Here is a 20,252-nt window from a genome sequence, read left to right as displayed (position 1 = left end):
GGCATAACCGCACGCGCCCCGTGGTTGCACTCTCACGAGAACGACATCGACGACCGGAGGCACAACCGTGACCACCAACCCTGAGTCCCGACCGCAGGAGACCGGCACCGCACCGAGCCCGGAGGCCGCGGCCGCGCGCACCGACGCCCAGTGGCGCGAGCTGCTGACCCCCATGGAGTACCGGGTGCTGCGCGAGGCCGGCACCGAGCCCCCGAACACGGGCGAGTACGTGGACACCACCACCACGGGCGTCTACGAGTGCCGGGCGTGCGGTGCCGAGCTGTTCCGTTCCGAGACCAAGTTCTCGGCCCACTGCGGGTGGCCCTCGTTCTTCGCCCCGCTGGCCGAGGACCGGGTGCGCTACATCGAGGACACCAGCCTTGGCATGAAGCGCGTGGAGGTGCGCTGCGCCACGTGCGACTCGCACCTCGGCCACGTGTTCGAGGGCGAGGGGTACGACACCCCCACGGATCTGCGCTACTGCATGAACTCGGTGTCCCTGCGCCTGGTCCCCGAGGCGTAGCAGCCCGCTCCGGGGTCGATCGGCGGCACACCGCGTGACGCGCGGGGACGACACGAGGCCAAACCCGCTCACGGGGCTCACGGTGTGGTTACTGTGACCTTGTGGGAGCGGTGACCGAGCTGAACAGCACTCCGGAGGCATTCCGCGCAGTCGTGCGGTCCCTCGAGGGTGCCCGGTTCCGCCCGGAGGTCACCCTGAGCCGGATCACCCCTCCGCGCGGGCTCGCGCCCCACGCCATCTCCTTCGCCGCGGAGGTCGGCCACGCCCGGCACGGGGACACCGCACCCGCCGACGCCGCCCCGGCACGCGAGGCGCCCGCCTCCGGCCGGTTCGTGGTGCTCTACGACGAGTCCTGCCCGCAGCCGTGGCAGGGTCCGTTCCGGATCGTGAGCTGGTTCCGCTCCCGCATGGACACCGAGATGGGCCGGGACGATCTGCTCACCGACGTCAGCTGGTCCTGGCTCACCGACACCCTCGAGGAGCACGGGGCCCGGTTCACGGCGGAGGGCGGAACGGCGTCCCGCACGGTCGAGCGGCACTACGGCAGCCTCGCGGACCGGGTGGACGTCGCCCGGGTGGAGGTCCGGGCCTCCTGGACCCCCGTGCCCCTCGGCGGTGCACCGCACTGGGCGCCGACCCATGTGCGTGCGTGGGCGGACGTCCTGTGCGCCGCGGCCGGTCTTCCCCCGCAGCACGAGGGCGCGGCCTGTGTGTGAACCGCACAGCTGCCCGCACTGAACCATTGCACCCTGCACGGCGGTGCGGAACCAGGCCCGCCGCCGTCACGTCATCCTCCGAGGAACACCACCATCAACAGCAACGCCAGTGATCCGATACCCGCCCGTGAACCGGGGCCACCAGAAATCGTGGTGCCCGGGTTCGAGCACCTGCCCATCCCCGCGACCGTGCACCTGAACGGGCCCGCCGAGGGGATACCCCGCGTGGTGGACACCGCCCGCGGCCTGACCCGAGCCGCCGAGCAGCTCGCCGCGGCCACCGGGCCCGTGGCCATCGACACCGAGCGGGCGTCCGGTTTCCGCTACGGCCAGCGGGCCTTCCTGGTCCAGCTGCGCCGCGAGGGCGCGGGCACCATCCTCATCGACCCCGAGGCCGTGGGTTCACTCGCCGTCGTGAACGAGGCGCTGCGCGGCGTCGAGTGGGTGCTGCACGCCGCCACCCAGGACATGCCGTGCCTGGCCGAACTGGACATGCACCCGGACCGGCTGTTCGACACCGAGCTGGGCGGGCGGCTGCTCGGACTGCGCAAGGTGGGCCTCGCGTCCATGACGGAGGAGCTGCTGGGCTTCACGCTGTCCAAGGAGCACTCCGCCGTGGACTGGTCGCAGCGCCCGCTGCCCGCGGACTGGCTGAACTACGCGGCACTGGACGTGGAGGTGCTGGTGCAGCTGCGGTGGGCCACCGAGGAGCGCCTGGCGCAGGCCGGCAAGCTGGAGTGGGCGTTCGAGGAGTTCGAGCACATCCGCGCCGCCGCACCCGCCCCGCCCCGGCAGGATCCGTGGCGCCGCACGCACGGGATGGGCAACGTGCGCGGACGGCGGAAGCTCACGGCGCTGCGCAACCTGTGGCAGGCGCGCGAGGCGCTGGCCCGGCACAAGGACCTGGCGCCCACGCGCCTGCTCCCGGACTCGGCGATCGTGGCCGCCGCCAACGCCATGCCCCGCACCGTGCCGCAGCTGATGGCCACGCCCGGCTTCCACGGTCGGCTCGCCTCCCGCGAGGCGCCCCGCTGGCTGGCCGCGGTGCAGGACGCCCGCCTGACCGAGGAGCCGGTTCCGGCCACCGTCCCCTCCGACGCCCTGCCAACGGTCAAGGGCTGGGAGACGAAGCGCCCCGAGGCCGCCGCCCGGCTGAAGGCGCTCAAGCCCGCCGTCGCGGAGCTCGCCGAGGAGCTGGGACTGCCCCCGGAGAACCTCCTCACCCCGGAGCACCTGCGCCGCTTCTGCTGGCAGCCGCCCCGGTCCACCTCCGACGACGCCGTGGCGCAGCGGTTGCGGGAACTCGGCGCCCGCTCGTGGCAGGTGGAGCGCGTGGCCCCCGTGATCGGGTCCGCGTGGCGTGCGCTGCGTGCCCGCCGCCGTGCGGACAGGGCACCGGACACCGTGGACTGAGCGGCGCACGGCGCCGTCGTGGACACGGCAGTGGCCGCACACCCGGGGTGTGCGGCCACTGCCGCGCGGAGACGCGGAGCAGGGCCCGCGCCCGTCAGTGCTTCAGTTCTTCATGTCCTTGGCGTCCGGGGCCGGGTGCGCCGGCTCCATGTCCACGTCCTTCTCGGTGGTCGCGGGCTTCGGCAGCTTGGCGTCCGAGGACTTCGCGGACGCGGCGGAGGTGTTCTGGGCCTTCTCCTTCACGGAGGACGCACCGTCCGCGGCCCTGTCCTTCACGGCCGAGGCGCCGTCGGAGGCCTTGGCGGCCACGGTGCCGCCGGCCTTCTGCGCGCCCTCGGCGATCTTCTCGCCCACCACGGGGACCTCGGACTTCACCCAGTCGGTGCCCTCGGAGACCTTGGCCTGGACCTTGGGGTCGTTCCAGGTGTTGAGGGCACTCTCACGCAGGGACTCGTAGCTCTTCCGGCCGGACGCCGAACCGACCACGAAGCCGATCCCGAAACCGGCCACAAATGCAAGACGCTTGATCATGGTGTCTCCCTCTCGTTTTCGCGAGCCGGATCGACCGGCACGCTCCTGCCCCCATGGTACTGAGGAAACGGGTGGGATCGGGCCCCCACGCCGTCCCGCGGCCGCGCGTCGTCGCGCCCTAGGATGAGGTGGAACCGACCACGAGAGGACCCCGCCACCATGACCCACCCAGCCGCTTCGACCACCCAGGACGCGCACGGCACCCGGTCCCGGGACGCCGCTCACGAGTCCGCCGCGCACGCCCCCGCGACCGGCCCCTCACGACGCCGCGCGGTAGGGGTCGCCGGGCTCACCGCCGCGGGGGCCCTCGCGCTGAGCGCGTGCGGTTCCGGGCGGGACTCCGACGCCGCTGCGAGCCCTTCCGCGCCCAGCACCCCCACGGACGTGGCTGCCGCCGCAGACGTCCCGGTCGGATCCGGGATCACGGTGGACAAGGGTGGCGTGAAGGCCGTGGTGGGTCAGCCCGAGAAGGGGACGTTCACGGCCTACTCCCCCGTGTGCCCGCACCAGGGGTGCATGGTGAACCCCGCCGACAAGCAGTTCGTGTGCCCGTGCCACAACTCCGTGTTCGACATGGCGTCGGGGGATGTGACGGGCGGGCCGGCCACCACAGGTCTCAGCCCCTACCCCGTGAAGGTGGAGAACGGACGCGTGATCGTGGGCTGAGGCCGCCGCGCGGTCCGCCCGTCGAGGCCATCCCCGTCGCCCCGTGAACGGTGCGCCGGGCCCGCCCGCGCCGGTTTCCCGGGTGCCTGCTCCGGGCCCCTTCCGCTGGGAGGCCCTCGTCCGGCTCAGGCGTCCTCGCCGCGCTCACCGGACGGCTGGGATTCCGTGGACGGGTGGGCGTCGCCGGACGTGCGGGGCTCCGTGACCAGACGCGGGGCCGCGAGCGGTGCGGCGTCGTCGTCGTCCACCACGGGGCGGGCGTACGGGACCTTGGTGCCCAGGACCGAGGCGAGGGTGTCCTGCGCGATCCGCTGCGCGGTCACACCCGTGTGCCGCAGGATCTGGTCCCGGCTGGCGTGCTCGAGGAACTCCGTGGGCAGTCCCACCTCGTTGAGGGCGGTGTCCACACCCTGGGCGCGCATCTGCTGGCGGATGAGCGAGCCGATGCCCCCGGCGCGCACACCGTCCTCGATGACCACGACGATCCGGTGCTCGTCCGCGAGTTCCACCACGGAGTCGGCCACGGGCAGCACCCAGCGGGGATCCGCCACCGTGGAGGAGACACCGTGCGCGGCGAGGCGCTCGGAGACGTCCAGCGCGGTCACGCACATGGCACCCACGCCCACGAGCAGGACGTCGCGGTGGACCCGCCCCTCCCCGACCTCCCCGTTGCGGGCCAGCACGTCCACGCCGTCGGCACGCCGCTCCAGGGCGGGGATCGGGGCGCCCACGGCGCCCTTGGGGTAGCGCACCACGGTGGGCGCGTCCGGGACCGCCACCGCCTCGCGCAGCTCCTCCACCATGGTGGCCTCGTCACGGGGCGCCGCGAGGTGCAGCCCCGGCACGATCTGCAGCAGCGCGAGGTCCCACATGCCGTGGTGACTGGGGCCGTCCGGTCCCGTGACACCCGCGCGGTCCAGGACCACGGTGACTCCCGCGCGGTGCAGCCCCACGTCCATGAGCAGCTGGTCGAACCCGCGGTTCAGGAAGGTGGCGTAGAGACCCACCACGGGGTGCAGTCCGCTGAACGCCATGCCCGCGGCCATGGTCAGGGCGTGCTGCTCGGCGATCCCCACGTCCACCACGCGCTCGGGGTGCGCCAGCTGCATCTTCTGCAGCCCCATGGGAATGAGCATCGCTCCCGTGACGCCCACGACGTCCGGGCGTTCGTCCGCGATGGCCGCGATCTCGTCCCGGAACACGTGGGTCCACGTCCGGGCGGAAGCGGTGCCCGTGGGTCTGCCGGTCTCGGGGTCGATCACGGGCACCGAGTGGAACTGGTCGTTCTCGTCCAGGCGGGCCGGGAGGTACCCGTGGCCCTTCTCCGTGATGGCGTGGACGATCACGGGGCCGCCGTAGTTGCGGGCGTTCGTCAGCGCCTGCTCCATGGCCGACAGGTCGTGGCCGTCCACGGGGCCCACGTACTTCATGCCGAGGTCCTCGAAGATCCCCTGCTGGACCACCACGTCCTTGATGCCCTGCTTCATGCCGTGCAGACCGCGGTAGACCGCCTGGCCCAGGGGCCCGGAGGAGGTGAGCAGCCGCTTGGCCTTCTCCAGCGTCTGCTCGTAGCGGCGGTCCGTGCGCATCGCGTCCACGCCCTGCTGCACGCTGGACTGCAGGTCCTTGAGGTGGTTCGCGAAGCCGCCCACCGTGGGGGCGTAGGACCTGCCGTTGTCGTTGACCACGATGACCACCTTGCGGTCACGGTCCGAGGCGATGTTGTTCACGGCCTCCCACGCCATGCCACCCGTCAGCGCACCGTCACCGATCACGGCCACGGTGTGCCGGTCGTCCTGGTTGGTGAGCGCGTAGCCCCGGGAGATGCCGTCCGCCCAGGACAGGGACGACGACGCGTGCGAGGACTCCACGATGTCGTGCTCGGACTCCGCGCGGGACGGGTAGCCCGCGAGACCACCCTCCTGACGCAGCGTGGCGAAGTCCTGGCGGCCCGTGAGCAGCTTGTGGACGTAGGACTGGTGCCCGGTGTCGAAGACCACCGAGTCGCGGGGTGAGGAGAACACGCGGTGCACGGCCAGCGTCAACTCCACCACACCCAGGTTGGGCCCCAGGTGCCCGCCCGTGGCCGAGACGTAGTTGATCAGGAATTCCCTGATCTCGTCGGCCAGTTGCGCCATGGCCGCTGCGTCCAGACCCTTCAGGTCCTCGGGTCCCTCGATGGTCTCCAGAAGCGTCATTGCCTGCTCTCCGTGGGTCTCTCGGGGCGTCGGAACCGCCCGGGCCGGGTAGGGGTCCCGACCGCGACATGGCCGTGCGCCCGAATGCTCCGTCCGATCCTACTCGCACCGCACCGGCCGGTGGCATGTCCGGTGCACCGGACATGCCACCGGCCGGCGACCCCCGTAGGGGCAGCCAGCCGGTGGCGTCAGCGGTGCGTGACCGCGTACGGGCTACTTGGCGATCTGGCGCAGCACGTACTGCAGGATGCCGCCGTTGCGGTAGTAGTCGGCCTCACCCGGGGTGTCGATGCGCAGCACGGCGTCGAACTCCACGGTGGAGCCGTCCTCCCTGGTGGCGGTGACCTTTAGGGTCTTGGGGGTGGTGCCCTCGTTGAGAGCGGTCACCCCTTCGATCGAGAAGGTCTCGGTGCCGTCCAGGCCCAGGGAGTCCGCGGACTCGCCCTCGGTGAACTGCAGGGGCAGCACACCCATGCCGATCAGGTTGGAGCGGTGAATGCGCTCGTAGGACTGCGCGATGACCGCGCGCACACCCAGCAGGGACGTGCCCTTGGCCGCCCAGTCACGCGAGGACCCGGAGCCGTACTCCTTGCCGCCGAGCACCACCAGGGGCACGCCGGCCTCCTGGTAGTTCATGGCGGCGTCGTACACCGCGGCCTGGGGGCCGCCGTCTCGGGTGAAGTCGCGGGTGAAACCACCCTCGACGCCGTCCAGGAGCTGGTTCTTGATGCGGATGTTCGCGAACGTGCCACGGATCATGACCTCGTGGTTGCCGCGGCGGGAGCCGTAGGAGTTGAAGTCCTTGCGCGCCACGCCGTGCTCGGTGAGGTACTTGCCCGCCGGGGTGTCCGACTTGAAGGAGCCGGCCGGGGAGATGTGGTCCGTGGTCACGGAGTCGCCGAGCTTGAGCAGCACGCGGGCGCCCGCGACGTCCTCCACCGAGGTGGTCTCCAGGGACATGCCCTCGAAGTACGGTGGCTTGCGCACGTAGGTGGACTCGGGGTCCCACTCGAACACATCGCCCGTGGGGGTGTCGAGGTTCTGCCAGCGCTCGTCGCCGTCGAAGATCATGCCGTACTCGCGGTCGAACATCTCGGTGTCGATCGAGGCGTCGATGATCTTCTGCACCTCGGTGGGGTCCGGCCAGATGTCCTTGAGGTACACGTCCTTGCCGTCCGAGTCCTGGCCCAGGGCCTCGTTCTCGAAGTCGAAGTCCATGGTTCCGGCCAGGGCGTAGGCGATGACCAGCGGCGGGGACGCGAGGTAGTTCATCTTCACGTCCGGGTTGATCCGACCCTCGAAGTTACGGTTACCCGACAGCACCGAGGTCACGGCCAGGTCGTTGTCCTGGATGGTCTGGGAGATCTCGGGCTCGAGCGGGCCGGAGTTACCGATACAGGTGGTGCAGCCGTAACCCACGATGTAGAAGCCGAGCTCCTGCAGGTCCGGAACCAGACCGGACTTCTCGTAGTAGTCGGTGACGACCTTGGAACCCGGAGCAATGGACGTCTTGACCCACGGCTTGGCCTTGAGCCCCTTACTCACCGCATTGCGAGCCAGAACGGCGGCCGCCATCATGACGGACGGGTTGGACGTGTTGGTACACGAGGTGATCGAGGCGATCGACACGGCGCCGTGATCCAAATTGAACTCGCGGCCGTCCTCCATGGCGACCTTGACCGGGTTGGACGCGCGAGCGCTCACGTCCGTGGCATCAGCGTGCCGCGGCTGGTCCGAGGGATCCTGCTCGTCACCGGCGCTGTTGGCGGGCGCGTCCGAGGCGGGGAAGGACTCCGCAACGGCCTGGTCCACGGTGGAGGACTCGTCCACCGACACGTAGTTGGTGAGGTCTTCGCGGAACTGCTGCTTGGACTTGGTGAGCTCAATGCGGTCCTGCGGGCGCTTGGGGCCGGCGATCGAGGGAACCACGGTGGACAGGTCCAGCTCCAGGTACTCGGAGAACGCAATCTCCTTGGAGGGGTCGTGCCACATGCCCTGTTCCTTGGTGTACGCCTCGACCAGGGCAACCTGCTCCTCGGAGCGACCCGTCAGGCGCAGGTAGTCCATGGTGACCTCGTCGATCGGGAAGATCGCGGCGGTCGAACCGAACTCGGGAGACATGTTGCCGATGGTGGCGCGGTTGGCCAGCGGCACAGCCGCGACGCCCTCACCGTAGAACTCCACGAACTTGCCCACCACACCGTGCTCACGCAGCATCTCGGTGATGGTCAGCACCACGTCGGTTGCGGTGGCGCCGGAGGGGATCTCGCCGGTGAGCTTGAAGCCCACAACGCGCGGGATCAACATGGAAATCGGCTGGCCCAGCATGGCTGCCTCGGCCTCGATGCCGCCGACACCCCAACCCAGGACGCCGATGCCGTTTTCCATGGTGGTGTGCGAGTCGGTGCCCACGCAGGTGTCCGGGTACGCGCGAACGGTGCCGTCCACCTCGCGGGTCATGACCACGCGTGCCAGGTTCTCGATGTTGACCTGGTGCACGATACCCATGCCCGGGGGTACGACCTTGAAGTCGTTGAATGCGGTCTGACCCCAGCGTAGGAACTGGTACCGCTCGCCGTTGCGCTGGTACTCGATATCCATGTTGCGCTCGATGGCGTCCACGGAACCGAACGCGTCAATCTGCACGGAGTGGTCAATGACCAACTCGGCCGGAGCCAGCGGGTTGACCCGGGACGGATCACCGCCGAGTTCCGCCACGGCCTCACGCATCGTGGCAAGGTCCACGATGCAGGGAACGCCGGTGAAGTCCTGCATGATCACGCGGCCAGGGGTGAACTGGATCTCCGTGTCGGGCTGGGCCTCGGGATCCCAGGAACCCAGGGCCTCGATGTGTTTGCTCGTGACGTTGGCACCGTCCTCGGTGCGCAGCAGGTTCTCGAGCAGGACCTTGAGGCTGTAGGGGAGCTTCTGTGCTCCCTCCACGGCGTCCAGTCGGAAAATTTCGTAGTCGGTGCCCTTGACGTTGAGAACGTCCTTGGCTCCAAAGCTGTCCACAGTCATGGTGTGGAACTCCTCTCGCCACCGTTGGTTGCGTTCGACGCCCACGGTGCATGTGCATGCCCCGCGCACGTGGAACGGTCCCTGCCAGTGTAGCCCGTGGGCCGTCGTGCGCCCGGTATGACCACCCCGGATGCCGCCGCGGATCGTGCGCCGCGTCACGGCCGGCTCAGCTCACGCGTCCCGGCGCAGCAGCGCCACGGCCTCCACGTGGTGGGTGTTCGGGTAGAGGTCGAAGGCCTGAACGGCCTCGAGCCGCCACCCCCGGCGGCGCAGCCGCCCCACGTCCCGGCCCAGGGCGGCGGGGTCGCAGGCCACGTAGACGATGCTGCGGGGGCCGGCCTGGTCCACCGCGGCGAGGACCTCCTTGGCGGCACCGGCCCTCGGGGGATCCATGACCACCACGTCCGGGCGCGGTGGGCGGGGCGTCCCCGTGCGGTCCCGCCGTGCCGACGCCGCGCGGGCCCCCGCCCCGCGCCGCTGCCCGCCGCCGCGGGCTCCCCCGGTGCGCCCGGTCAGCACCCGCGCCACGTCACCGCGCACCCCGGTGACGTGTGCGGCGTGCGAGAGGTTGTGGGCGGCGTCGGCGGAGGTCACCGGTGAGCCCTCCACCGCGAAGACCGACCCGGTGTCCCCCACCGCGAGCGCGGCCACGGCGCTGAACAGCCCGGCCCCGCTGTAGAGGTCCCACACGGTGTCCCCGGTGCGCAGCTCCGCGGCCGCCAGCACGGCGTGCGCCAGGGTGGCGGGTGCGCTGCGGTGGATCTGCCAGAACCCGGTGGGGCTCACGCGCCACGTCAGCCGCCCCGCGGCCGTTGCGAGGCCCTCGGGCGGCCGGAGCGTCTCACGCACCTCGCCGGTTCCCGCCCACGTGCCGATCCGGCGGTGGTCCGCCGAGCGGGCCGTCACGCTCGCGCCGTGGCGCTCGCCCCACTCGCCCAGGCGCTCGCGCAGCTCCGCCACCTGGTGCTGCCGGGCGTCCTGGCGCAGGCTCACGTGCAGCAGCGGGCGCTCGCCGTTCGACGGCGCCGCGACGTCCACGCGCTCCGCGCCCTCGAAGCGCAGGGACCACGGTGCCAGGGCCCGGATGGCGTCCGCGGCCAGGGGCATGTCCGTCACCGGGAGCAGCGCGTCGGAGCGGTGCGGGTGCATCCCGGCGGTGCCGTCCGCGGCCACGTCCAGGTGCAGGCGGGTGCGCCATCCCGAGCCGTCCGGGGTCTCGTCCCGGGCGGCGTGCACCTCGCCGTCCCACTCGTGCCCGGCGAGGTGCGAGAGCTGCTCGGCCACCACGCGGCGCTTGAGCTCACGCTGGGTCTCGAGATCCGCGTGCCCGAACTCCGCACCCCCCAGGGGTGGGCGGCCGTGCGCCGCCGCGAGAACGGCGTCGGCCTGGGGCCACACGTGGGCGTCCCGGCGCCCGGGCGCGGCCTCGAGCACCTCGACCGTGTCCCCGCGCCAGAAGGACCCGCCCGGTTCCGCGTCCGTGAGGTGCACGCGCACGAGCTCACCCGGCAGACCGTGCCGGACGAAGACCACCCGGCCCTCCTCGGTGCGGGCCACCATGTGACCGCCGTGGGCCACCTCCCTCAGGCGCAGCACGAGGGGGTCCGGGGTTGCGGTCATCGGTTGTTCTCCGTGAGTTGCAGTTCGCGCACCGATTCGAGGTGCCAGGGCACGGAGGCGATCATGACTCCGCGTTCGTAGTGCAGGCGGGTTCGCAGGGGGCGGATGGCCTGGTTGTGCAGGAACCGCTCCCAGCCGCGCCCCACCACGTACTCGGGCAGGTAGACGATCACCAGGTCGCGGGGGGACTTGCGCCGGATCCCGCGGATGTGCGCGATCACCGGTCCCACGGTGTCCCGGTAGGGGGAGGCGAGGACCGTCACGGGCACGGGGATCTCCAGGGCCTCCCACTCGCGCACGATGTTCTCGGTGCGCGCGCGGTCCGTGTCCACCACCACGGCCTCCAGGGTGGAGGGCCGGGACGCGCGGGCGTAGGTGAGCGCCCGCACCACGGGTTTGCGCACGGAGGTGACCACGATGATCGAGTGCACCCGGGACGGCAGGGCGCGCACCCGGGAGTCGGGTCCCACCGCGAGCTCGGCGTCCACCGCACGGTAGTGGTGCGCGATCGCGCGCATGAACACGGTGGTCAGCGCGATGGCCACGATGGTGAGCCACGCACCCTGGGCGAGCTTCGTCACCAGCACCACCACGAACACCGCGGCGCACGCCACGAGCGCGATCACGGCCACGCCGAAGCGCACCGCGAACTGGCGGTGCGTGGTCCGCGACGTCCGGGTGCGGCGCACCCGGGTCCAGTGCCGCACCATGCCCGCCTGCGTGAGCGTGAAGGCGAAGAACGCTCCCACCACGTAGAGCTGGATCAGGGCGTTGACGTTGGCCCCGAAGGCGAGCGTGAACCCCGCGGCGACCACCGACAGCAGCACGATCCCGTTGGTGAACGCGAACCGGTCCCCCCGGCTCTGCAGCTGCCGGGGCAGCAGCCCCGCGGAGGCCAGCCGCGACGCCAGCACGGGGAACCCCGAGTACGCGGTGTTGGCGGCCATGAACAGCACGCCCACGGTCGCGAGCGCGAGCACGGCCACCCACACGGGGTCCTGCCCCGTCACGGCCTGGGCGATCTGCGCCAGCACGGGGACCTGGTAGAAGTTCGCGTCCGGTGCGTGCCCGTGGACCAGCAGCTGCCGCTCGGGGTCCATCACGACCACCACGCCGGTGCGCCACGTCAGGTACAGCACGCCGAGCAGCAGCACCGCGGACAGCGCGCCGAGCACCGCGAGCGTCCGGGCGGCGTTGAGGGCCTTGGGCTTGCGGAAGTACGGCACGGAGTGCGTGATGGTCTCCACGCCCGTCACGGCCACCGCCCCCGAGGAGAACGCGCGCAGCACGAGCATGGCACCGGCCAGGCCCATGAGTCCCCCCTGCATCCCGTCCGCGGGCAGCACCTCGTACCCCGCCGACGGCGCCGGGTCCAGGGTGCCGGTCAGCTCCTGCACGATCCCCACGACGATCAGCACGAGCACCACGCCCACGAACGCGTAGGTGGGCACGGAGGACGCCCGGCCCATGAACTTCAGACCGCGCAGGTTCAGCAGCGCCACGAGCGCGATCCCCACCACGGCCACCACCGTGCGGTGGCCCACGAGCCACGGGAACACCGCGGCGAGGTACTGGGCGGCCGCGGCCATGGAGACCGCCACCACGAGCATGTAGTCCACGAGCAGCGCGGCCCCCACGGCGGCCCCCGCGGGGCGTCCCAGGTTCTTGGAGGCGATCTCGAAGTCCGCGCCGCCGGAGGGGTACGCCCGCACGTTCTGCCGGTAGGCGGTGATCACCACGGCGAGCACCACGAGCACCACGAGCCCCACCCACGGGGACACCACGATGGCGGCGGAGCCCGCGAGCGCGAGCGTCAGGACGATCTCGTCCGGTGCGTACGCCACCGAGGACAGTGCGTCGGACGCGAAGACGGGCAGCGCCGTGCCCTTGGAGAGCACGGTTCCCGCGGCGCGCTCGTTGTGGAGGGGTTTTCCCACGAGCGCGCGGCGGAGTAGTCGGGACGCATACACGTGGGAACACGCTAGTCGCTGCGCCGGTGCTTGTCCCGCGGTGCTGGGACTTATGCTGAGGCCCATGGCGCATTTCGTGATCATGGGCGTGGGCCGGGTGGGAATCACCCTCGCGCACGCCCTGGAGGACTCCGGGCACACCGTGGCGGTGATCGACCAGGACGACCGCGCGTTCCGCAAGCTGCGGCCGGGGTTCGAGGGCAGGAAGATCACGGGTCACGGCTTCGACCGCGAGGTGCTGCGGCGGGCGGGGATCGCGGACGCGTACGCCTTCGCCGCCGTCTCCAGCGGGGACAACTCCAACATCATCGCCGCCCGTGTGGCCCGGGAGACCTTCAAGGTCAAGCACGTGGTGGCGCGGATCTACGATCCCACCCGGGCGGAGTTCTACCAGCGCATGGGCATCCCCACGGTGGCGTCCGTGCGGTGGAGCGCGGACCAGGTGCTGCGCCGCATCCTGCCCGAGCACGCGATCACCGGGGACTTCCGTGAGGCCTCCGGACGGCTGCAGCTCGGTGAGCTGCCCCTGGACGACTCGTGGTCCGGGCTGCACCTGGACCGGATCGAGGAGGCCGCCGGTGTGCGCATCGCGTTCGTCACACGCTTCGGCGAGGGCATCCTCCCCGCCAGCGACACCAGCTACCAGCAGGGAGACATCGTGCACGCCATGATGCGGGTGGAGGACGTGGAGCGGGTGGCCCGCGTGCTGTCCCGGGCGCCGTCGGACGAGGTCATGGAGGCCGTGGCCCTGGCCGCCACCCGTGACTCGGAGGGGCGGCGCTGATGCACGTGGTGATCGTGGGCGGCGGGTCCGTGGGGTCCTCCATCGCCCGGGAGCTGCTCTCGCACGGGCACGACGTCGTCGTGGTGGACGCGACCGCCGAGGTGATCGGGCGCTCCAACCTGCGCGGGGCGCAGTGGGTGGTCGGGGACGCCTGCGACCTGGACGTGCTGCAGCGCGCCCGGGCCGAGGAGGCGGACGTGGTGGTCGCGGCCACCGGCGACGACAAGGCCAACCTGGTGGTCTCGCTGCTCGCGCGCAGCGAGTTCGGCGTGCCCCGCACGGTGGGACGGGTGAACAACCCCAAGAACGAGTGGCTCTTCGACGACGCCTGGGGCGTGGACGTGGCCGTGTCCACGCCGCGGCTGATGACCGCGCTCGTGGAGGAGGCCGTGGAGGTCGGGGACGTGGTGCGGCTGCTGAGCTTCCAGACGGGCGCCGCTACGCTGTCCGCCTACACGGTGCCGCGCGAGCACCCCGTGGTGGCCAGCACGGTGTCCCAGGTGCCCTGGCCCCCGGACGTCGCCCTCGTGGCGATCCTGCGCGACGGCGTGCCCATCGCGCCGTCCGGGGACGACGTCCTGGAGGGCGGTGACGAACTGTTCTTCATCACCACCACGCAGGGCGAGGAGCAGCTGCGGGCCATGTTCACCACGGCCCGGGACGTCAACCTGCGGGCGGCACTGGACGAGGGCGGCTCCACAGCCATGCCAGCCACAGCACAGCGGCGTACAGCGGGGCCCCCATCACCAGCCGGGTGATGCCCAGGGCCGCCACGTCCCGGGCGAGGAACAGCGGCAGCTGCACCGCGAGCCGGGCCGCGAACATCGCGATCAGCAGCGCGTTGGCGCGCTGGTACGCGGCCCGCCGGGCGGTCTGCAGGTGCCAGTCCGTGCCCTCGCCGCGGATGTAGCCGTAGACCACTCCGAGCAGCGGCCACCCCGCAGCGGCGGAGAGCCCCAGGACCACGACGCCCACGGCGTTCGTGACGAACCCCCACACGTAGTAGTCCAGCGCCTCACCGCCCACCCGGGCGAACAGGGCGCAGATGCCCACCCCCACGAGCCCCGCGAACGCCTGGGTGGCGGGTTGGCGCCGGGCCAGCCGCACGAGCGTGAACACCGCGGCCACCGCGAGGGACGCGGTGAGCGCCACGGACAGCTCGCCCACGACGACCACGCACACCAGGAACACGAGCCCGGGCAGCAGCGACTCCGCGACACCGCGCCAGCCCCCCACCGCGGAGAGCACGTCCAGCCGCCCGCTCTCGTCGCGGCGCAGACCGGAGCGCTGCGCGAAGTCCTGGGCGGCCTGGTGCATCCTGGCCGAGGTCTCCTCCCGCTGCGGGTCCTCGGGGCGGCTCATCGACCCACCTTCTTGGGCGTGATGATCTCGTAGCGGGGGTTGTACATGGTGGGCACGCCGTCCGGGTGGCACACCACCGCGAGACAGCGCAGCCTGGTGCCCGCGCTCACCCCGGGGACCGTGCGCTGCCCGTGCCACAGCAGCTCGAGGGCGCACGGAACGGAGCCCTCCCCGCGGGGCACCTTCAGCAGCGCCCGGAAGTGCGGGGGCGCGGTGACCGGGGCGATCGTCACCTCCACGACCACTCCCTCCACCACGGCCCGACGACGCGGCCGGTCGCTGCGCGCGGGAGTGAGGTCCCGGGCGGCGGCCTCGGGTCCGCAGCGCACGTCGATGGCGCCGGTCACGGGATTGTTCCCGTCCATGCTCAGCCGATCTCCGTGATCTCGGGACCGCGGCGCGGTGGCTGCACCGCCGGCCCCTGGGGCGGGGTCGGGGCCGAGCCGGTGTCCGCGTCGGGGGTGTCCCCGCCGGAAGTGTCTCCGCCGGGGGCGTCCTGGGCGGCACCGTCCGGTGCGGGGCTCTCGCCCGGTCCGCCCACGCGGCGCACGGTCGCGTTGCTCGGCATGCTCAGCGCCAGCAGGTCCCGCGGCGGGTGGGGATCCTGGCCGCGCACCACCACGAGGCCCCGCACGGCGTCGTCGAGGACCTCGGCCGTGGTGCCGGGCAGGGCGGCGCCGCCCGTGTACACGGCCCGCAGGAACCAGCGCGGCCCGTCGATGCCCACGAAGCGCGCCAGACGGTACCCCTGCCGGCCGTCCGGTGTGGTGCCGGGGAACTTGGCGTCGACCTGCAGCCCGAGGGGTCCCTCGGACACCGTGGGCTCGCCCCCGTCCCGGCGCAGCCCCGCCACCAGTTCCGCGCGCACCTCGTCCCACAGGCCCGAGGACTTGGGCGCGGTGAAGACCTGCAGCTGCACGGAGCCGTCCCGGAAGTCCAGGTTCACGGCGCGGGGCACCTGGGTGTGCTGGTCCACCTCCATGCGGATCTCCACGTCACGGACCGGTTTGAGCAGCAGCGCCCCGAGATCGAGGTACTCGCCCCGCTCCCCGGTGAACTCGTTCTCGTCCCACGGACCGGCGGCACGCGGGTCCCGGGCGCTCTCGTCGGTCTCCGTGGCGGTCACCGCGTCCCGGGGCTCCCCGGTGGTGCTCCCGGCATCCTCCGCGAGTCGCTTCTTGCGTCCGAACATCGATGTCTCCCAAGTCAGTGTGTAGAGGGTCGGCGGGGCGGGCCCACTCCCCCGGGGCCGGCGGGCGGGTCAGTGCGTGCCGGAGGAGCCGAAGCCCCGTTCACCGCGCTCGCTGGGCGGCAGCTGCGCCACGGCGTCGAAGCGGGCCGTGACGACTTCCTGCACCACCAGCTGGGCGATCCGCTCGCCCCGGCGAATCGTGTACGCCGCGCGGGCGTCCGTGTTGAGCAGACACACCTTCAGCTCGCCGCGGTAGCCGCTGTCCACGGTGCCCGGGGCGTTGAGCACGGTGATGCCGTGCGCGGCCGCGAGCCCCGACCGCGGGTGCACGAGACCCACGTACCCCTCCGGGATCGCCACGGCCACCCCGGTGTCCACGAGCGCACGCTCACCGGGCCGCAGCTCCACGTCCTCCCGGGCGCGCAGATCCGCTCCGGCGTCCCCGGGGCGGGCGTAGGCGGGGATGGGCAGCCCCGGGTCCAGCAGCTGCAGCGCCACGCGCACGCGGGCGGATTCGGTCTCCTCAGTCACAGTGCTCCACTCTAACCGCCGTCCTGCCCCGTTCCGGGGCCGTGACCGCCGCGGGGCCACGGGGGTGGCACCGCACGCGCCCGGCCGCCTCGCGCCGGGCGAACTCCGAGCAGGATGTGCCAAGGTGGAGCCATGAGTTCTCAGCTTCCGGACCCGGGCGCGCGCGAGCAGCCGACGCGCGGCCGCGAGAGGTCCGCCGCCGACCACGCCTCCCCCGCCGCTGCGACGGCCGCCACCCCGCGCGCGGGCGAGCCGCCCGAGCACGGGCGCGCGGCGCCGTCGGCCGCCGGACCCGGGGCCTCCCCCGAGAGCCCCCGGGTCCGCTACTCGGAGCGGCTCACGGTCGCCTGGTGGGTGTGGCTCATCGTTGCCTTCGTGGGCGGGACGGGATTCGTGGCCGTCGCACCCATCAGCATCGCCGTGGGCGTCATCGTGGCCGCCGTCCTGGTGGTCGCGATCGGGCTGGTCCTGACCCTGGGCGCCCCGCGCATCGTGCTCACGAACGAGGACCTCCGCGTGGGCCGCGCCTACATCGAGCGCCGGTACGTGGGTGAGGCCGTGGCCATCCGCGGCGCCGACGCCCGCGCGGCGCGCGGTCCCGACCTGGACGGCCGCGCCTTCATGAACTTCCGCGTGTCCGTTCCGGAGCTGTGCCGCATCTCGATCGTGGACCCGGTGGACCCCACGCCCTACTGGCTCACCGCCACCCGGCACCCGGACGAGCTGGCGCGAGCCGTCAACGAGGGTCGCGTCCGGGACTGAGCGGACCGCGCACCCGGTGCGGGGACGACGACGGGCGGTCACCCCGCAGGGTGACCGCCCGTGGTGCCGCGCGAGGTGGGCCGTTCAGCCCAGGCACTCGTGGCAGTACTTCACGCCGTTGCGCTCCTCCGCGAGCTGCGAACGGTGCCGCACCAGGAAGCAGGATCCGCACGTGAACTCGTCGTCCTGGGCGGGGAGCACCACCACGGAGAGCTCCTCGTTGGAGAGGTCCGCGCCGGGAAGTTCGAAGCTCTCGGCCGCCGTGGCCTCGTCCTCGTCAACGCTTCCGGACTGGTGGTCCGACCGCCGGGACTGCAGTTCCTCGATGGAGTCTTCCTTGAGGTCCTCGTCCTGCTTGCGCGGTGCGTCGTAGTCTGTGGCCATGTGTCTATCCGCTCCAACCGGTCTTCACGAGATCGCTGCGAGAAACGGGGCCCGGGCGATCTCCCCCGGGGCCGTGTCGCGTAGATTGTTCACCATGGGGGCGGAAAAAGCCAGCACCCGCGCGCGCCTTTTCTCGCAGAGCATGATCGCCCGGTCTGGCGCGCGCAGCGGCCCGGTCCCGGTGCCCCGTGGCGACGCCGCGGCGTCGCCCTCCGCGTCCGGCCGGGCGCGGTCGCTCTGCCACTAGACTGACGCTACGAACGCGCGGGGCGCACCACGGGACCCGTGGCGAGCGCACCGGTGAGGGAAGGACAGCATGGAGCAGTTGCGCCTGGTAGGAGTGCACGACGACGGTGAGCACCTCATCGTCGAGACCCCCGATTCCACGCGGTACCGGTTGAAGATCGACCAGCAGCTGCGGCAGACCATCCAGCACGCGCGGCGCAAGCCCCCCGCACGCGGTCGAGGTGGCGCCTCCTACGGTCCCCGGGACATCCAGGCCAGGTTCCGCGCGGGCGCCAGCGTGGAGGACGTCGTCGCCGAGTCCGGGTGGGAGGCCGAGCGCGTCAAGCGCTACGAGTGGCCCATCCTGGCCGAGCGCTCCCACATGGTCGAGGAGGCGTGCCGGGTCACCGTCTCCGGCACCGGCCCGGCGCACGACGGCTACCGCTCCGTGTTCGAGGGCGAGCCCAAGACCCTGCACGAGCTGGTGGACGAACGGGCCCCCCGGCTCGGCGTGGACCGCTCCAGCTTCGACTGGGACGCCTGGCTGCGCGAGGACCAGCTGTGGAGCGTGCAGCTGAGCTTCACCGTCTCGGATCCCGGCGCGGCGGGTCTCGACACCGACGGCCCGGCCCTGTGGAGCTACAACCACACGACCCGGAGTCTGCGCCCGGAGAACGCCTGGGCCCACGCGCTGGGCGAGGAACCCCGCGAGAGCGGCCCGCTCGGTGCCCCGGCCCCCGCACTGCCCGCCGCCGCACCGGCCGCACCGGTGCGCGCCCTGCAGCACGAGACCGGGGAGGCGGACGAGCTGCTGGACGTCCTGCAGGCCCGGCGCGGCCGTCGCCTGGGCTCCGACGAGGCCGAGGACGACCGGCTCGCCGAGATCCTGGGCCGCGGGATGGGCCGGGTGGAGCAGCGCCCCCGCCCCATCGACGCCCCGCAGGACTCCCCCGTGTTCGACCGTCCCATCCAGCCCGCCGCGTCGCAGGTGGCCGAGGAGCAGGCCCTGCGCGGCGAGGGCATCGAGATCGTGGACGACTCGACCCCCGACCACGGGCGGCAGCGGGGGGAGCCCGCCGACGACCACGCCCCCGGGAGCACCCGGGACACGCCGCGGGAGGCGCACACGGACGGCACCACGACCTGGGTGGACGTCACGGAGGAGAGCCCGCAGGAGTCCTCCCCCGGGGAGGACCGGGATCCCGGCTCCGACGGGACCCCCGCGGCGTCCGGGACCGCCCCCTCCGACGTGGTGCGACCCATTGCGCTGCCCGCCGCTGCTACGGACACGGACACCGCTGACGTGCCGCGCGAGGACGAGACCGGCGCACAACCGTCCGCGGACACCGGGGTGGCGGAGGAGCAGGACTCCGACCAGTCCGCCCCCGGGCCCCGGGCACGCACCCCCAAGGCGAAGCGCTCCTCCGTTCCCAGCTGGGACGACATCGTCTTCGGCGCCAACCGCCCGTAGCGGGAGCGCGCCCGCGCGACGTGCCGTGATGCGAGAATCCGCCGCCAGGCGGTAAAGTCACGAGGGCAGGCCGGGATCAGGGGAGAACGTGGCTCGGCCGTGAGCACTCACGGGCGACTATTAAGGGCTTTTTGCATGGGCAACTCCATCCAGGACGATCTCTTCGGCGACGACACCCAGCCCGCCGGGGCGGCGGATACCGAACCACCCTCGCGGGCACGACGGTACCTGGCACCCGCGGCGCTGGGAGGCGCCGCACTGCTGGTCCTGGCGGGAGTGGGAGCGGTGGCCTTCACCGGCCTCAGCGGCGGCTCGGACAAGCCCGACCCCGCGAACTTCGCCACGGACTCCCCGTCCGCCACGCCGAGCACCTCACCCACGCCGTCGTCGAGCCCCACCCCCACCCCCAGTCCGACGTCGGATCCCACCGTGGCCCCGGAGCCCACGGTCCCCGCGGAGCAGTACTACGTCCCCGCGCCCCAGCCGGTGGCCCCGGTGCAACCCGTGCAGCCGGTGCAACCCGTGCAGCCCGTGCAGCCGGCCGTCCCCGCACCACAGCCCCCCGTTGCGCCGCAGCCCGCGCCCACGAGCGAGCCCAAACCCACCCAGGCGCCGAAGAAGCCCACGGCTCCCGCGGAGCCCGCGCCGCCCGAGGCACCGGCACCGTCCCAAGCCCCACAGAAGCCCACCCCACCGGACCCCGGAACCGGTGGTGGCGGTGCGGGCGACAAGACACCCGGCGGCACCGGGGCCGGAGCGGGCGACACCGGCTCGGCGAAGCAGGGTGGTGGCGCGCCGGGCGGCCAACAGAAAGACGCCGGCGCGACCGGTGGTGCCGCGGGCGCCGACTCCAGCGGGACCGGCGGCGGGTCGCGCTGAGTCC

19 protein-coding genes are annotated in these 20,252 nt (G+C 72.3%); 9 read left to right on the top strand and 10 right to left on the bottom strand.

From position 1 onward, the window contains the following. The first annotated feature begins 67 nt into the window (after positions 1–67). The 3 genes from msrB (at position 68) to C1C97_RS00995 (ending at position 2,652) form a co-directional block, all read left to right on the top strand. Positions 68–523: a peptide-methionine (R)-S-oxide reductase MsrB gene (gene msrB / locus C1C97_RS01005; protein WP_110919449.1), complete on the top strand. Its 456-nt coding sequence runs from the start codon at positions 68–70 to the stop codon at positions 521–523. 110 nt (positions 524–633) lie between these two features. Next, entirely contained in the window at positions 634–1,239 is a 606-nt protein-coding gene (locus C1C97_RS01000; protein ID WP_233542643.1) for a DUF3000 domain-containing protein, read from the top strand. A 153-nt stretch (positions 1,240–1,392) separates the two neighbouring features. Next, complete coding sequence (locus C1C97_RS00995; RefSeq protein WP_407657239.1) at positions 1,393–2,652, top strand: HRDC domain-containing protein; 1,260 nt, start codon at positions 1,393–1,395, stop codon at positions 2,650–2,652. Positions 2,653–2,754: 102 nt separating this feature from the next. Here C1C97_RS00995 and C1C97_RS00990 read toward each other — a convergent pair whose 3' ends face one another. Then, on the bottom strand, positions 2,755–3,183 hold the full coding sequence (locus C1C97_RS00990) for a hypothetical protein (RefSeq protein ID WP_110919452.1): 429 nt from the start codon (positions 3,181–3,183) through the stop codon (positions 2,755–2,757). A 159-nt stretch (positions 3,184–3,342) separates the two neighbouring features. On the opposite strand from C1C97_RS00990, the gene C1C97_RS00985 reads away from it, so the two are divergent. Beyond that, positions 3,343–3,849: a QcrA and Rieske domain-containing protein gene (locus C1C97_RS00985; RefSeq protein ID WP_110919453.1), complete on the top strand. Its 507-nt coding sequence runs from the start codon at positions 3,343–3,345 to the stop codon at positions 3,847–3,849. A gap of 125 nt (positions 3,850–3,974) precedes the next feature. Here C1C97_RS00985 and dxs read toward each other — a convergent pair whose 3' ends face one another. From dxs to C1C97_RS00965, 4 genes are all read right to left on the bottom strand, one after another. Continuing rightward, positions 3,975–6,047 (bottom strand): 1-deoxy-D-xylulose-5-phosphate synthase, encoded by a 2,073-nt coding sequence (dxs, locus tag C1C97_RS00980; protein ID WP_233542642.1) that lies wholly within the window; start codon positions 6,045–6,047, stop codon positions 3,975–3,977. 213 nt (positions 6,048–6,260) lie between these two features. Then, positions 6,261–9,068, bottom strand: a complete 2,808-nt coding sequence (locus tag C1C97_RS00975; protein ID WP_121029708.1) for an aconitate hydratase — start codon at positions 9,066–9,068, stop codon at positions 6,261–6,263. Between the two features lie 171 nt (positions 9,069–9,239). After that, complete coding sequence (locus C1C97_RS00970; protein WP_121029706.1) at positions 9,240–10,688, bottom strand: class I SAM-dependent RNA methyltransferase; 1,449 nt, start codon at positions 10,686–10,688, stop codon at positions 9,240–9,242. Next, positions 10,685–12,625 carry an APC family permease gene (locus C1C97_RS00965; protein ID WP_407657238.1) on the bottom strand — a complete coding sequence of 647 codons (1,941 nt, stop codon included), beginning with the start codon at positions 12,623–12,625 and terminating at the stop codon, positions 10,685–10,687. The genes C1C97_RS00970 and C1C97_RS00965 overlap by 4 nt, the downstream gene beginning before the upstream one ends. A 97-nt stretch (positions 12,626–12,722) precedes the next feature. Between C1C97_RS00965 and C1C97_RS00960 the strand changes: the two genes are divergently transcribed. Then, positions 12,723–13,442 (top strand): potassium channel family protein, encoded by a 720-nt coding sequence (locus tag C1C97_RS00960; RefSeq protein ID WP_121029703.1) that lies wholly within the window; start codon positions 12,723–12,725, stop codon positions 13,440–13,442. Continuing rightward, positions 13,442–14,200 (top strand): potassium channel family protein, encoded by a 759-nt coding sequence (locus C1C97_RS00955; RefSeq protein WP_110920962.1) that lies wholly within the window; start codon positions 13,442–13,444, stop codon positions 14,198–14,200. Before C1C97_RS00960 ends, C1C97_RS00955 begins: the two co-directional genes overlap by 1 nt. Here the strand turns inward: C1C97_RS00955 and C1C97_RS00950 are convergent. From C1C97_RS00950 to dut, 4 genes are all read right to left on the bottom strand, one after another. Further along, the gene (locus C1C97_RS00950) at positions 14,106–14,804 is read right to left on the bottom strand and encodes a DUF3159 domain-containing protein (RefSeq protein WP_110920963.1); all 699 of its coding nucleotides are present in this window, start codon (positions 14,802–14,804) and stop codon (positions 14,106–14,108) included. The two genes, C1C97_RS00955 and C1C97_RS00950, sit on opposite strands and share 95 nt — an antisense overlap. Then, a complete protein-coding gene (locus C1C97_RS00945; protein ID WP_121029701.1) occupies positions 14,801–15,169 on the bottom strand; it encodes a hypothetical protein in 369 nt (122 codons plus the stop codon). Before C1C97_RS00945 ends, C1C97_RS00950 begins: the two co-directional genes overlap by 4 nt. A 2-nt stretch (positions 15,170–15,171) precedes the next feature. Further along, positions 15,172–15,996, bottom strand: a complete 825-nt coding sequence (locus C1C97_RS00940) for a DUF3710 domain-containing protein (protein WP_121029699.1) — start codon at positions 15,994–15,996, stop codon at positions 15,172–15,174. Positions 15,997–16,065: 69 nt separating this feature from the next. Further along, positions 16,066–16,527, bottom strand: coding sequence for a dUTP diphosphatase (dut, locus tag C1C97_RS00935; protein WP_121029696.1), 462 nt, complete (start codon positions 16,525–16,527; stop codon positions 16,066–16,068). A 132-nt stretch (positions 16,528–16,659) separates the two neighbouring features. Between dut and C1C97_RS12460 the strand changes: the two genes are divergently transcribed. Continuing rightward, a complete protein-coding gene (locus C1C97_RS12460) occupies positions 16,660–17,289 on the top strand; it encodes a DUF3093 domain-containing protein (protein WP_233542641.1) in 630 nt (209 codons plus the stop codon). 84 nt (positions 17,290–17,373) lie between these two features. On the opposite strand, the gene C1C97_RS00925 is transcribed toward C1C97_RS12460, so the two are convergent. Beyond that, positions 17,374–17,673: a DUF4193 domain-containing protein gene (locus C1C97_RS00925; RefSeq protein ID WP_110920878.1), complete on the bottom strand. Its 300-nt coding sequence runs from the start codon at positions 17,671–17,673 to the stop codon at positions 17,374–17,376. A 316-nt stretch (positions 17,674–17,989) separates the two neighbouring features. On the opposite strand from C1C97_RS00925, the gene sepH reads away from it, so the two are divergent. Both sepH and C1C97_RS00915 read left to right on the top strand, forming a co-directional pair. Then, positions 17,990–19,369: a septation protein SepH gene (gene sepH / locus C1C97_RS00920; RefSeq protein ID WP_121029694.1), complete on the top strand. Its 1,380-nt coding sequence runs from the start codon at positions 17,990–17,992 to the stop codon at positions 19,367–19,369. A gap of 135 nt (positions 19,370–19,504) precedes the next feature. Then, complete coding sequence (locus C1C97_RS00915) at positions 19,505–20,248, top strand: hypothetical protein (protein ID WP_121029692.1); 744 nt, start codon at positions 19,505–19,507, stop codon at positions 20,246–20,248. The last annotated feature ends 4 nt before the right edge of the window (positions 20,249–20,252 follow it).

The sequence above is a fragment of the Kocuria tytonis genome (genome assembly GCF_003226895.2).
GTDB classification, from domain to species: domain Bacteria; phylum Actinomycetota; class Actinomycetes; order Actinomycetales; family Micrococcaceae; genus Kocuria; species Kocuria tytonis.
The sequence above is the reverse complement of the archived record's forward strand: the minus strand, read 5'-3'. Positions and strand labels throughout refer to the sequence as shown.

What these genes read in the sequence shown, in the direction of transcription:
- C1C97_RS00950 (WP_110920963.1), bottom strand. Translation starts at nt 14,804, where the DNA reads ATGAGCCGCCCCGAGGACCCGCAGCGGGAGGAGACCTCGGCCAGGATG.
- C1C97_RS00960 (WP_121029703.1), top strand. Translation starts at nt 12,723, where the DNA reads ATGGCGCATTTCGTGATCATGGGCGTGGGCCGGGTGGGAATCACCCTC.
- C1C97_RS00955 (WP_110920962.1), top strand. Translation starts at nt 13,442, where the DNA reads ATGCACGTGGTGATCGTGGGCGGCGGGTCCGTGGGGTCCTCCATCGCC.
- dxs (WP_233542642.1), bottom strand. Translation starts at nt 6,047, where the DNA reads ATGACGCTTCTGGAGACCATCGAGGGACCCGAGGACCTGAAGGGTCTG.
- C1C97_RS00975 (WP_121029708.1), bottom strand. Translation starts at nt 9,068, where the DNA reads ATGACTGTGGACAGCTTTGGAGCCAAGGACGTTCTCAACGTCAAGGGC.
- C1C97_RS00945 (WP_121029701.1), bottom strand. Translation starts at nt 15,169, where the DNA reads ATGGACGGGAACAATCCCGTGACCGGCGCCATCGACGTGCGCTGCGGA.
- C1C97_RS00970 (WP_121029706.1), bottom strand. Translation starts at nt 10,688, where the DNA reads ATGACCGCAACCCCGGACCCCCTCGTGCTGCGCCTGAGGGAGGTGGCC.
- C1C97_RS00940 (WP_121029699.1), bottom strand. Translation starts at nt 15,996, where the DNA reads ATGTTCGGACGCAAGAAGCGACTCGCGGAGGATGCCGGGAGCACCACC.
- C1C97_RS00925 (WP_110920878.1), bottom strand. Translation starts at nt 17,673, where the DNA reads ATGGCCACAGACTACGACGCACCGCGCAAGCAGGACGAGGACCTCAAG.
- C1C97_RS00915 (WP_121029692.1), top strand. Translation starts at nt 19,505, where the DNA reads ATGGGCAACTCCATCCAGGACGATCTCTTCGGCGACGACACCCAGCCC.
- C1C97_RS00990 (WP_110919452.1), bottom strand. Translation starts at nt 3,183, where the DNA reads ATGATCAAGCGTCTTGCATTTGTGGCCGGTTTCGGGATCGGCTTCGTG.
- sepH (WP_121029694.1), top strand. Translation starts at nt 17,990, where the DNA reads ATGGAGCAGTTGCGCCTGGTAGGAGTGCACGACGACGGTGAGCACCTC.
- C1C97_RS00985 (WP_110919453.1), top strand. Translation starts at nt 3,343, where the DNA reads ATGACCCACCCAGCCGCTTCGACCACCCAGGACGCGCACGGCACCCGG.
- C1C97_RS12460 (WP_233542641.1), top strand. Translation starts at nt 16,660, where the DNA reads ATGAGTTCTCAGCTTCCGGACCCGGGCGCGCGCGAGCAGCCGACGCGC.